9 protein-coding genes are annotated in these 12,449 nt (G+C 66.9%); 7 read left to right on the forward strand and 2 right to left on the reverse strand.

Going from position 1 to position 12,449, the window contains the following annotated elements; all coding sequences use genetic code 11:
- On the reverse strand, positions 1-1,256 hold a 1,256-nt coding region (locus BGN95_RS04070), incomplete at its 3' end, for a mannitol dehydrogenase family protein (RefSeq protein WP_286771691.1).
- Positions 1,253-2,719, reverse strand: coding sequence for a UxaA family hydrolase (locus tag BGN95_RS04075; protein WP_286771692.1), 1,467 nt, complete (start codon positions 2,717-2,719; stop codon positions 1,253-1,255). The genes BGN95_RS04070 and BGN95_RS04075, both read right to left, overlap by 4 nt.
- A gap of 99 nt (positions 2,720-2,818) precedes the next feature.
- On the opposite strand from BGN95_RS04075, the gene BGN95_RS04080 reads away from it, so the two are divergent.
- From BGN95_RS04080 to BGN95_RS04110, 7 genes are all read left to right on the forward strand, one after another.
- Positions 2,819-3,847 carry a LacI family DNA-binding transcriptional regulator gene (locus BGN95_RS04080; protein WP_286771693.1) on the forward strand — a complete coding sequence of 343 codons (1,029 nt, stop codon included), beginning with the start codon at positions 2,819-2,821 and terminating at the stop codon, positions 3,845-3,847.
- Between the two features lie 181 nt (positions 3,848-4,028).
- The gene (uxaC, locus tag BGN95_RS04085) at positions 4,029-5,447 is read left to right on the forward strand and encodes a glucuronate isomerase (protein WP_286771698.1); all 1,419 of its coding nucleotides are present in this window, start codon (positions 4,029-4,031) and stop codon (positions 5,445-5,447) included.
- A gap of 19 nt (positions 5,448-5,466) precedes the next feature.
- A complete protein-coding gene (kduI, locus tag BGN95_RS04090; protein WP_286771694.1) occupies positions 5,467-6,309 on the forward strand; it encodes a 5-dehydro-4-deoxy-D-glucuronate isomerase in 843 nt (280 codons plus the stop codon).
- A gap of 5 nt (positions 6,310-6,314) precedes the next feature.
- Positions 6,315-7,070 carry a 2-dehydro-3-deoxy-D-gluconate 5-dehydrogenase KduD gene (kduD, locus tag BGN95_RS04095; RefSeq protein ID WP_286771695.1) on the forward strand — a complete coding sequence of 252 codons (756 nt, stop codon included), beginning with the start codon at positions 6,315-6,317 and terminating at the stop codon, positions 7,068-7,070.
- The gene (locus BGN95_RS04100) at positions 7,067-8,077 is read left to right on the forward strand and encodes a sugar kinase (RefSeq protein ID WP_286771696.1); all 1,011 of its coding nucleotides are present in this window, start codon (positions 7,067-7,069) and stop codon (positions 8,075-8,077) included. Before kduD ends, BGN95_RS04100 begins: the two co-directional genes overlap by 4 nt.
- A complete protein-coding gene (locus BGN95_RS04105) occupies positions 8,064-9,629 on the forward strand; it encodes a carboxylesterase/lipase family protein (protein ID WP_286771697.1) in 1,566 nt (521 codons plus the stop codon). The genes BGN95_RS04100 and BGN95_RS04105 overlap by 14 nt, the downstream gene beginning before the upstream one ends.
- 227 nt (positions 9,630-9,856) lie before the next feature.
- Entirely contained in the window at positions 9,857-12,394 is a 2,538-nt protein-coding gene (locus BGN95_RS04110) for a TonB-dependent receptor (protein ID WP_502688247.1), read from the forward strand.
- The last annotated feature ends 55 nt before the right edge of the window (positions 12,395-12,449 follow it).

The raw sequence follows: 12,449 nt of genomic DNA on the forward strand, positions 1-12,449 counted from the left end.
GCGGCAGGATCGATGATCCCGGTGTCATCACGGATGCGCTCGATCACGAACGCCAGCCAGCCGGCGATCGCGCGGACGACATGCCGCGGCTTGCGCCCCCGGCGCAGCGCCTCGGCCAGCGTATCGCCGAGCCGATAGGGGATTTTCTGCGACCCGTCCTGCGCGATCTGCTCCAGCCGGTGCGCGATCACCGGGTTGCGGAAGCGCGTCAGCACGCTCGCGGCATAGCCGGGCAGGTCCATCCCCGGCACCGGATCGATCGTCGGCACGATATCCTCGGCGATCATCCGTTCGACGAACGTGTTCAGCGCGGGATCGCTTATCGCTTCGAACACCGTCGCATGGCCGCGCAACAGCCCGAGATAGGCGAGGGTCGAATGCGCGCCGTTGAGGATGCGCAGCTTGGCGCGCTCATAAGCCGCGACATCATCGGTCAGGATCGCGCCTACCTGCCCCAAGGCGGCGAGCGCAGGATCGCCGATATCCTCGATCACCCATTGCACGAAGAATTCGCGCTGGACCGGCGCCATGTCGGTCAGTCCCAGAGTCTCGGCGACATCGGCGAGCAATTGCGGGTCGCTCGCCGGGGTGATCGAATCGACCATCGTCGAGGGGACGGCGACTTCTCCGTCGATCCAGTCGGCCAGCCGGGGATCGCGCCGGCGCGCGAAGGCGACGAGCGCGGCTTTCAGCTTCACCCCATTGGCGGCGAGATTGTCGCACGGCATCGGCACGAAGGGCGCGGCGCCCGCGTCGCGCCGCGCGGCAAGCCCGGCGACGATCCAGCCGATCACGCTGCGTGGCTGCGCGGCGCGAAGATCGTGCGCGATATCGGGGTGATCGAGATCGAGCGTCCCGTCGGCCGCGAGGCAATAGCCCTTTTCGGTGACGGTGGCGGTGACCAGCCGCACTCCCGGATCGGCGAGCAGCGCGGCGGTCTCCGCGGCCTGCTGCGGGCCGAGGAAGCGCTGGTGCGCGCCGATGATGCGCAGCGCGGGCTGAGCATCGCGCACCGCGACGGTGTACAGCCCGTCCTGCGCCGCCAATGCCTCGATCGTGCCCGAGCTGCGCAGCGACACGCCGGCGATCCCCCAGCGCGGATCGTGATCGAGCAGGTCGTCGATATAGCTCGCTTGATGCGCGCGATGGAATGCGCCCGGGCCGAAATGGACCACGCCGATGCTCGGCGCGGCGCGATGGCGCGGTGCACGGATCGCGCCGGGGATCGCGCTCAACGTTGCGCGAGACAGTCTCACAGCGTTACCCCCCGTTTCCAGATCGCGATCTCTCGCTCGTCGTTGCGCTCCGCCGCGGTCTCCTGGCCGGACGCCGTCGCGAGCAATATATTGCATAGCGCCGCTTCGGCGGCATCGCTTCCCTCGGTCAACACGCGGCCGGCGTCGAAATCGATCCAGTCGGGCTTGCGCATTGCGAGTGTGCTATTGGAGGCGATCTTGAGCGTCGGCACCGGAAAGCCCAGTGGGGTGCCGCGCCCGGTGGTGAACAGGATCACGCTCGCCCCCGCCGCCGCCAACGCGGTCGAGGAGATCGCATCATTGCCCGGCGCGTCGAGCATCGTCAGCCCCGGCGCGCGCACCGCGGCGCCATAATCGATCACGTCGACGATTGCGGCGTGGCCGGCCTTCTGCACCGCGCCGAGCGACTTTTCCTCCAGCGTGGTGATCCCGCCGGCGATATTGCCGGGAGAGGGGTTTTCCGACACCGGCGCGCCGTGATCGAGGAAATAGCGTTTGAACCCGTTGACCGTCGCGACGATGCGATCGAACACCTCGGCATCGATCGCGCGATCCATCAGCGCCTGTTCGGCGCCGAACATCTCCGGGATTTCGGTGAACACCACCCGCCCGCCGGCCGCGACGATGCGGTCGCTGATGTGCCCGACCAGCGGATTGGCGGTGAGCCCCGACAATCCGTCCGACCCGCCGCATTTCACCCCGATCACCAGATCGGCAAGCGCGCAATCCTCGCGCGTGGCGCGCGCCGCCTCCGCCAGTTCGGCGACCAGCGTGACGCCCTCGGCGACTTCATTCTCGCTCATCTGCGCGGCAAGCGTGCGGATATGGCCGCGTCGCGCGGGGGGAATTGCGTCGAGCAGGTCGGCGATCTGATTCTCCTCGCACCCCAACCCGACGATCAGCACCCCGCCGGCATTGGGGTGCTGCGCCAGCCCGGCAAGGATCGCGCGGGTGCCGCCGAGATCGTCGCCGAGCTGCGAGCAGCCGTGCGGATGCGCGAAGGCGTGAACCCCGTCGACCGCATCGCCGACCAGTGCGGCGGCCTGGGCGGCGATCCGCTGCGCGGTGCGCGCGACGCAGCCGACGGTCGGCAATACCCAGATTTCGTTGCGGGTCGCCACCCGCCCGTCGGCGCGGCGATAGCCCGCGAAACGCCCGGCGGACGGCGTATCGGGCATCACGGCGGCGTGCGGCATGTAACGATAGTCGAGCGTCGCCGAGAGATCGGTGGCGCAATTATGCGTGTGGACATGCGCGCCCGCGGCGATTGCCTGCGTCGCGTGACCGATCGCGCGGCCGTATTTCACGATCCGCTCGCCGGCGGCGATATCGCGCAGCGCGACCTTGTGCCCGCGCGCGATATCCTCGCGCAGCGCCACGCCTTCGATCGTCTCTCCTGCCACCGCATCGTGCAGCAGTGTCGCCACCATATCCGATGCCGCAACCTTGATCGCGCTTCTCATGTCGTCGAAAGCCGTTTTGGAAACCGGTGTCAGCTATAACCGGATGCGCTATGCTTGCAAGACTGGCGATAAAGTCGGGAGCAATCTATCACTGTCGCGATGCAGAAAACCGGCCAGCCGACGATCAACGACGTTGCCCGTATCGCGGGCGTCTCCAAGAAAACCGTGAGCCGCGTGATCAATCACTCGCCCTTGCTCAACGGGGAGACGCGCAAGCGGGTCGAGGAGGTGATCGCCGATCTCGGCTACATCCCCAATCCGCAGGCGCGCGCGCTGGCATTGCGCCGCAACTTCCTGATCGGGCTGGTGCATGACAATCCTAATGCGCAGACGGTGATGAACGTCCAGCAGGGGATGCTGGAGGCGCTGCACGGCACCGAATTCGAGATGGTGGTGCGCCCGGTCGATCGCGGCGCGGCGACGATGCTAGACGATCTGCGCCACTTCCTCGAGCGCCAGCGCCTGTTCGGCGTGCTGCTGATGCCGCCGGTCAGCGAGAACGATATGGTGGCGAAATTGTGCGACGATATCGGCTGTCGCTATGTCCGCATGGGATCGGCACAGCTCGATGATGCCGCGCATATGGTCGCCTCGAACGATCGCGAGGCGGTGCGCATCGCGGTCGAATATCTGGTCGAACAGGGGCATGAGCGGATCGGACTGGTCGCCGGGCCGCACGGCTTCCGCTCGGCGCGCGAGCGCCGGCTGGGATTCGAGGATGCGCTGGGCGCGGCGGGCATCGCCTTGCCGCGCTCGCTGATCGCGGACGGCAATTATACCTTCGAATCGGGGCTGGTCGCGGCGGAGCGGCTGCTCGATCTGGTGCCGCGTCCGACCGCGATCTTCTCCTCGAACGACGAAATGGCGGCGGGGGTGATCCACGCCGCGCGGCAACGCGGGCTGGAGATTCCGCGCGACTTGTCGATCATCGGGTTCGACGATACGCCGATCGCGGCGCATGTCTGGCCACCGCTGACCACGGTGCGCTGGCCGATCGCCTCGATGGCGCGCTCGGCGGCGCTCAAGCTGATCGCGGGCGCCGAGGAGGAGGAAGTGGGGGTGGAGGAGCCGTCGCTGTTCCTTTCGACGTTGATCCGCCGCGGCTCGGTCGCGGCGCCGGCGCGGTAGCGGGCTTCTCCGAATGCGCGCGGCCTGTGCGCTCGGGGCTCGGCCCGCGAAACCTTAATGCGCTCCCGTCTTCGCGGGGACATGGATTTTGCTGCGAACACATGAACGAGGACGGCGGAACAATGGTTGCACATCGATCTGACACCGGTTACCGTGCGAACCGCAAGTGGAGAGGAGGACGATCGTGAAAGCGCTGGCGCTGCACCCGGACCGGCTGTTTCCGGCCGACGCCGTAACGCGCGATATCGCGCGGGCGCTCTACGCCACGATCGCGGATACGCCGATCGCCAGCCCGCACGGCCACACCGATCCGCGCTGGTTCGCGGACGACGCGCCGTGGACCGACGCGACGAGCCTGCTGCTCGCCCCCGATCATTATCTCTATCGCATGCTCTACAGCCAGGGTGTGTCGCTCGACGCGCTTGGCGTGCCCGATCGCAACGGCGTGCCGGCGACCGATCCGCGCGCGGCGTGGCGGCTCTTCGCGGGCCATTATCATCTGTTTCGCGGCACACCTTCACGCTTGTGGCTCGATCATGTGTTCGCCAAGGTGTTCGGGTTCGAGGTCGCGCTCGATGCCGCCAGCGCCGATGCCTATTTCGATACGATCGGCGAAAAGCTCGCCGACGACGCCTTCCGCCCGCGCGCGCTGTTCGATCGTTTCCGTATCGACTTCCTCGCCACCACCGAAGGCGCGCACGACAGCCTCGACGCGCATCATGCGATCCGCGCCTCGGGGTGGAACGGGCGCGTCGTCACCACCTATCGCCCCGACGGGGTGATCGATGTCGAGCATGAGGCCTTTGCGCCGGCGATGGCGCGTTTCGCCGAGCTGACCGGCGAGGATGTCTACGGCTGGAAGGGCTATCTCGCCGCGCACCGCCGCCGCCGCGCCGATTTCCGCGCCGCCGGGGCGACCGCGACCGACCACGGCCATCCGACCGCGGCGACCGCCAATCTCTCGGATCGCGAATGCGAGGCGCTGTTCGCGCGGGTCGTCGGCGGCGGGTGGAGCAAGGCCGATGCCGAGCTGTTCCGCGCGCAGATGCTTACGGAAATGGCGAAGATGAGCGTCGACGACGGGATGGTGATGCAGATCCACCCCGGATCCTGTCGCAACCACAATGCCGGGCTGTTCGCCAGCCACGGCCGCGACAAGGGCGCGGATATCCCGACGCGCACCGATTATGTCCACGCGCTGCGCCCGCTGCTCGACGTGGTGGGCAACGAACGCGATCTGACGATCATCCTCTTCACGCTCGACGAAAGCACCTATGCGCGTGAGCTTGCGCCGCTCGCGGGCCATTATCCGTGCCTCAAGCTCGGCCCGGCGTGGTGGTTCCACGACAGCCCCGAGGGGATGCGCCGCTTCCGCGAGATGACCACCGAGACCGCCGGTTTCTACAACACCGTCGGGTTCAACGACGATACCCGCGCCTTCCTCTCGATCCCGGCGCGGCACGATGTCGCGCGGCGGGTGGATTGCGCCTTTCTCGCGCGGCTCGTCGCCGAGCATCGGCTGGCGGATTGGGAAGCCGCCGAACTGGCGCAGGAGCTGACCAGCGGGCTCGTGCGCCGCGCGTATCGCATTGACGACTGATTTTCCCAGGAGTTTGACGATGTACGACCGGACCTATTACGCGACGCATCCCGACATGATGGAATGCGTGTCGAACGAGGAATTGCGTGACCGCTATCTGATCCAGGGGCTGTTCCGCGCCGGCGAATGCGTGCTCAATTATACCCATGCCGATCGCTTCGTGATCGGCGGCGTCGCGGTGGCCGATGCCCCGGTCAAGCTGCCCGATCAGACCGAGCCCGCCTCGGCGGCGGGGCATCCGTTCCTCGAGCGGCGCGAGCTGGCGATCGTCAATGTCGGCGCGGTGGAGGGAACGGTCACCGTCGACGGCGAGGCGTTCACGCTCGGCAACAAGGATTGCCTCTATGTGACGATGGGTGCGAAGGAGGTGCTGTTTTCGGGCAAGGGCGCGCGCTTCTATCTCGCATCGTGCCCGGCGCATAAGGCGTTCACCACGCGCAAATTGGGCATCGCGGACGCCAATGCGCTCGATCGCGGAAGCCTGGCCGAGAGCAACGAGCGGACGATCTACCAGCTCGTCATCCCCGGCGTGTGCGACAGCGCGCAGCTCGTCATGGGGCTGACGGTGCTCAAGCAAGGCAGCGTGTGGAATACGATGCCGCCGCATGTTCACGAGCGCCGTTCGGAAATCTATTTCTACTTCGAGCTCGACAATCTCGACAGTGATCGCGTGATGCATTTCATGGGCGAGGGCGAAGCGACGCGGCATATCGTGATGCAGAATGAGGAAGCGGTGATTTCCCCGCCCTGGTCGATCCATATGGGGGCGGGGACCAAATCCTATGCTTTCATCTGGGCGATGGCCGGGGAGAATCAGGATTATACCGACATGAATGTCCTCGATATCTGCCAACTGGCGTGAAAACTGTGGCACATCCCTTTGATCTTTCAGGGCGGGTTGCGATCGTCACCGGCGCCAATACCGGGATCGGGCAGGCGATCGCGGTGGCGCTCGCCGCGGCGGGCGCGGACGTTGCCTGCGTCGGGCGCACCCCGGCCGAGGAGACCGTGGGCAAGATCCGCGACCTTGGCCGGCGCGCCGAGGTCGTCGCCGCCGATCTGTCGACGATCGAGCCGGTGCAGCGCGTGGTGGACGAGACGGTGGCGCGGCTCGGCGGCTTGCATATTCTGGTCAACAATGCCGGGATCATCCGCCGCGCCGATGCGGTGGACTTTACCGAGGCGGATTGGGATGCGGTGGTCGATACCAACCTCAAATCGGTGTTCTTTCTCAGCCAGGCGGCGGGGCGGCATATGATCGCGGCGGGCTATGGCCGGATCATCAACATCGCCTCGATGCTCACCTTTCAGGGAGGGATTCGTGTGCCGAGCTATACCGCGTCCAAATCCGGGGTCGGCGGGCTGACCAAATTGCTCGCCAACGAATGGGCGGCGAAGGGGGTGACGGTCAACGCGATCGCGCCCGGCTATATCGCGACCAACAATACCGCCGCGCTGCAGGCCGACGAGGGGCGCAACAAGGCGATCCTCGACCGCATCCCGGCGGGGCGCTGGGGCGATGCGGCCGATCTCGGCGGGGCGGCGGTGTTCCTCGCCTCGGATGCCGCGGCCTATGTCCAGGGGCATATCCTGGCGGTCGACGGCGGGTGGCTGGCGCGATGACCGCCCCACGCATTCTCGCCTTCGGGGAGATCATGCTGCGGCTGTCGCCGCCGGGGCGCGAATTGCTGCTCCAGACCCCGCGCTTCGACGTGTGGGTGGCGGGCGCCGAGGCCAATGTCGCGACCCAGCTCGCCCTGCTCGGGCATCAGGTCGGTTTCGCCAGCCGGGTGCCCGACAATGATCTCGGCCGCGCAGCGATCGCCAGATTGCGCGGCGCCGGGGTCGACGTGCGCCATATCGCCACCGGCGGCGAACGGATGGGGCTGTATTTCGTCACCAACGGCGCCGGGCTGCGCGCGACCGAGGTGGTCTACGACCGCGCCGGTTCGGCCTTCGCCGAGGCACCGGCGGAGAGCTGGGACTGGGATCGGCTGCTCGACGGGGTGACGCGGCTGCATCTTTCGGGGATCACCCCGGCGCTGGGGCCGGTGCCGGCGCGCAGCGCGCTCGCCGCGGTCGAGGCGGCGGCGGCGCGCGACATCGCGATATCGTTCGACGGCAATTGGCGCGGCAAATTATGGGGGCGGTGGGACGGCGACCCGCGCGCGATCCTGTCGGGGATCGTCGCCCACGCCGATCTGATGTTCGGCAACCACCGCGATATCGCCCTGCTGCTCGGGCGCGACGACTTTGCGGGGGAGGGGCGTCGTCGCGAGGCGGCCGAAGCGGCGTTCGACGCCTTCCCCAAGCTCAAGACGATCGCCTCGACCGCGCGCGCGGTCGCGCATGTCGATCTCCACCGGCTGTCGGCGCGGATCGATACCCGCGACGGCGCGGCGCAGACCGAGGAGATCGAACTCGCCGGGATCGTCGATCGCGTCGGCGGCGGCGACGCCTTTGCCGCCGGGGTGCTCCACGCGTTCGAAAGCGGACAGGATATCGCCGCCGCGGCGCATGGCGGGCTTGCGCTTGCCGCGCTCAAACACTCGATCCCCGGCGATGCCGCGCTGTTCCGTCAGGCCGACATCGACGCTTTCCTCGACGGCGGGCGCGATGTCCGGCGGTGACGGCTGGACCCGGCGCGGCGCGATCGGGGCAGGGGCGGCGCTGCTGACCCTCCCCGGCGTGGCGCGGGGGGCGATGGGCGACGCGCCGGTGCGGACCGCCGCCGGCAGCTTCCTCGGCACGCGCGAGAACGGGGTGCGGGCGTTTCGCGGCATCCGCTACGGCCGCGCCGAGCGGTTTCGCGCGCCGGTCGGGGTCGCCGAGCCGGGTCGCACGATCGTTGCGGACCGCTTCGGCGCGGTCTGCCCGCAACAGGGACCTTATGGGCCGCAGGATGAGGATTGCCTGTTCCTCAACATCTGGACCCCGGAGACCGACCCGCGTGCGCGGCGGCCGGTGATGCTCTATGTCCACGGCGGCGCCTATTCCAACGGCAGCGTCACCGATCCGCTCAACGACGGGCAGGCGCTCGCTGCGCGCGGCGAGGCGGTGGTGGTCACCGTCAACCACCGGCTCAACGCGCTCGGCTATCTCTATCTCTCGCGGCTCGACCCGCGCTTCGCCGATAGCGGCAATGCCGGGCAGCTCGATCTTGTCCTCGCCCTGCAGTGGGTGCGCGACAATATCGCGGCGTTCGGCGGCGATCCGGGGCGGGTGATGCTGTTCGGCCAGTCGGGCGGCGGGGCGAAGATCGCCACCCTGATGGGGATGGACGCCGCCAAGGGGCTGTTCCACCGCGCCACGACGATGAGCGGGCAGCAGGTCACCGCCTCGGGCCCGCTCCACGCCACCGAACGCGCGCGCGCCTATCTGGCGAAATTGGGGTTGGGGGAGGGAGACCTTTCGCCGCTGCGCGCGATGCCGGTCGAGCGACTGGTCGCCGCGCTCGACGCGCGGGATCCGATCATGCCGGGCGGGGTCTATTTCGGGCCGGTGCTCGATATGCGCTGGCTGACCCGCCACCCGTTCTGGCCCGACGCCAACCCGCTGGGGAACGGCATCCCGATGATGCTGGGCAATGTCCGCGACGAAACCCGTGCGTTCATTCCGTCGGATTCTGCGAAGATGCGCGATCTCGACTGGGACAATCTCGCTGCGCGGATCGCGCCCGAGATGCGGATCGATGCCCTGCCCGAATGGGTCGTCGCGCAATATCGCGCGCATTACCCGTCCTGGTCGCCGAGCGACGTCTTCTACGGCGCGACGACGGCCGCGCGCAGCTGGCGCGGGCAGGTGATCGAGGCGGAGGCGCGCGCCGCCGCCGGGGTGCCGGCCTGGGTCTATCAGGTCGATTTCGCCTCGCGCAGCGATCCGCGCCGCGGCGCCTTTCACACGATGGATATTCCGCTGGTGTTCGGCACCTTGGGCGCGACGGGATCGCAGACCGGAACCGGCGCGGACGCACAGGCGGCGAGCCGCGCGATGCAGGATCGCTTCACCGCCTTCGCCGCCGGCGGCGATCCCAACCGGTCGGGGCTGACGCCGTGGCCGCGTTACGATCTGACGCGGCGCGCAACGATGATCTTCGACGCGCGATCGCGGGTCGAAGACGATCCGCGCGGCTGGCAGCGCGAGCTGTTCGCCCGCATTCCCTATATCCAGCCGGGAACATGATTTCGTGCCGATCGCGCTTCGCTATTTGCTGTTGACACCGGTTACCATGCCGGTCAAATAGCAACTCTAAGGCGGCCATAGAGTCGCCGGAAAGCGGGGAGGATCACCCGGAAGCGCCTCGAAAGGGCACTCTGTCCCTCCCCGACAGTCGGTTTTCAGCGCCGGAATCGCATCAGCGTGCGAAACCGGTGTCAGGGACGCGCATGGCGCGGGGAGAGAGAGGGAATATGACGAAAGCGTCGGCACGTATCCGCGGGATGCAGGGCATTTCGGCCACCGCGCTGGCGCTCGCCCTGCTCATGCCGGCAAGTGCGCTGGCGCAGGAGCAGGGGGCGGCGCCCGCCGCGCCGCCGCCCGAGAGCCCCGCCAGTCCCGCTGCCGCCGGCGATATCGTCGTCACCGGCTTCCGCCAGTCGCTCGAGGCGGCGCTCAACGTGAAGCGCGACACGATTTCGGCGGTCGATGCGATCGTCGCGGAGGATATCGCCAAATTCCCCGACCAGAATCTCGCTGAATCGCTCCAGCGCATCCCCGGCATCTCGATCCAGCGCGACGCGGGCGAGGGGCGGGCGATCACCGTGCGCGGGCTCGGCGCGCAATTCACCCGCGTCCGCGTCAACGGGCTGGAAACCGTTGCGACGGCAACCGACGGCGCCTCGTCGAACCGCGATCGCGCATTCGATTTCAACGTCTTCGCGTCGGAGCTGTTCAATTCGATCGTGGTCCACAAGACCGCGGAAGCCTCGCTCGACGAAGGCTCGCTCGGCGCAGTGGTCGATCTCAACACCGGCAATCCGCTTGCGGCCAAGAAGCCCGGGGTGACGGTGGTGGGCTCGGCGGTGGCGAGCTATAACGATCTCAGCAAGAATTGGGGGCCGCGCCTCGCCGGGCTGGTGAGCTATCGCAACGAGGCGGGGACGTTCGGCGTCTCGCTGTCGGCGGCGTATCAGACCACCGACAATTTTGAGCTGGGCAACAATTCGGTGCGCTGGGTGCAGACGCCGTTCAACAGCGTCAACGGCAACGCCTGCTATAGCGTCAGCGCCACCAATCCTGCGCCCAAGCTTTATTCGGGCGGGGTCTATAACAATAATGCGGCGTGCAATCAGGCCTCGCTCGGCTTCCACCCGCGCATCCCGCGCTACGGGCTCGTGCGGCACGACCGCGACCGATTGGGCATCACCGGATCGGTGCAGTTCGCGCCGACCGACCGGACCAAGATCTCGATCGACGCGCTTTATTCGAAGTTCAAGGAGACCCGCGAGGAATCCTGGGGCGAGGTGCTGCTCCGCTCCAACGAGCGGTCGATCGACGTCGTCAACCCGGTGTATGACGCCAACAACAATATGGTCTCGGCGACGCTCAATAATGCCTATGTGCGGACAGAACATTATCTGCGTAAATCGTCGACCGAATTCTATCAGGTCGGCGGCACCTGGGATCAGGACGTGACGGACAATTTCCGCTTCACGTTGCTCGGCGGGATTTCGAAATCGGATGCCAATATTCCGGTCGAGACGACGATCGTGCTCGATGATCGGGATGCGAACGGTTACTCCTACGATTACAGCAACATGAAGGCGCCGAAACTGGCCTTCGGCACCAGCGTTACCGATCCCGCGAATTTCCAGCTCGCTGAAATCCGTGACCGGCCGTCGGATGTGGTCAACCGCTTCAAGACCGTCCAGTTGCGCACCGAATGGGATGTGACTGAGGGGTTCCAGCTCAAGCTCGGCGGGATGTGGCGCCGGTTCAATTTCGACACGACCGGTTACACCCGCGATACCGCGGTGTGCGGCAACGGCGGCAAGGATCTGGTGCTCGGCACGATCACCTGCTCGCCCAACGGCACGCTCGGGCCGAATGCGGTCTATGGTTTCCCGGTCGACGGCAATCTGACCCAGCTGTTCACTTTGGGCAATGCCGGGCAGCCGGCGGGCACCACGACGCAATGGCTGGTCGCGAACCTCGCCAATGCCGCGGACTATACCAAGCTCTATTCGCGCGCGCTGACCCCCGACGTCGGCAATATCCGCTCGGTGCAGGAAACCACCTCGGGCGGCTATATGCAGGTCGATGTGAAGGGAACGATCCTCGGCCTCGATTATGCGGGCAATGCGGGTATCCGTTACGCGCATACCGGACAGCGTTCGACCGGCATCCTCGGACCGATCTCGCGGACGATCGCGCGCAGCTATGACGATTGGCTGCCGTCGTTCAACCTCGCGCTCTATCCGGTCAAAAGCGTCATCATCCGCGCCGCGATCGCCAAGGTGATGACGCGCCCGACGCTGGGCAATCTCACTCCGGGCGGGTCGGTCGACGGCTTCAACTACAAGATCAGCTACGGCAACCCCGATCTCCAGCCGTATCGCGCGACCAATTTCGATCTCGGCGCCGAATGGTATTTCGCGCCGGGGGCGATCTTCTCGGTCGCGGGCTTCGTCAAGAAGATCGAGAGCTTCCCGGTCTCCCAGGCCTATTCGGCGACCTATGCGTCGACCGGGCTGCCCAAGGAGGCGCTGCTGCCCAGCTCGCCCGCCTATATCAATTTCGATCCGAACCAGATCTATACGATCACCACCAACGTCAACGGCTCGGGCGCGACGCTGAAGGGCGTGGAAATCGCGCTGCAATTGCCGTTCAAGGTGTTCGCCAGCGGCATCCTCGGCAATTTCGGCGTGCTCGGCAACGCGACCTTCATCGACTCGAGCGCTACCTACAAGGTTCAGGGGCCGGTGGTGGTGCCTGTCGTTGCCCCCTAATTGCCTGACGAGGCCTCGCGGGTTTGGGTGATGTACTCGCGGGGTGATCGGTAGC

This window comes from Sphingomonas sp. 66-10, from assembly GCF_001897045.1.
Classification (GTDB): domain Bacteria; phylum Pseudomonadota; class Alphaproteobacteria; order Sphingomonadales; family Sphingomonadaceae; genus Sphingomonas; species Sphingomonas lycopersici.

Excerpts from the sequence above, each read along its gene's own strand:
- BGN95_RS04110 (WP_502688247.1), top strand. The coding sequence starts at position 9,857 with ATGACGAAAGCGTCGGCACGTATCCGCGGGATGCAGGGCATTTCGGCC.
- BGN95_RS04100 (WP_286771696.1), top strand. The coding sequence starts at position 7,067 with ATGACCGCCCCACGCATTCTCGCCTTCGGGGAGATCATGCTGCGGCTG.
- BGN95_RS04075 (WP_286771692.1), bottom strand. The coding sequence starts at position 2,719 with ATGAGAAGCGCGATCAAGGTTGCGGCATCGGATATGGTGGCGACACTG.
- BGN95_RS04105 (WP_286771697.1), top strand. The coding sequence starts at position 8,064 with ATGTCCGGCGGTGACGGCTGGACCCGGCGCGGCGCGATCGGGGCAGGG.
- BGN95_RS04080 (WP_286771693.1), top strand. The coding sequence starts at position 2,819 with ATGCAGAAAACCGGCCAGCCGACGATCAACGACGTTGCCCGTATCGCG.
- kduI (WP_286771694.1), top strand. The coding sequence starts at position 5,467 with ATGTACGACCGGACCTATTACGCGACGCATCCCGACATGATGGAATGC.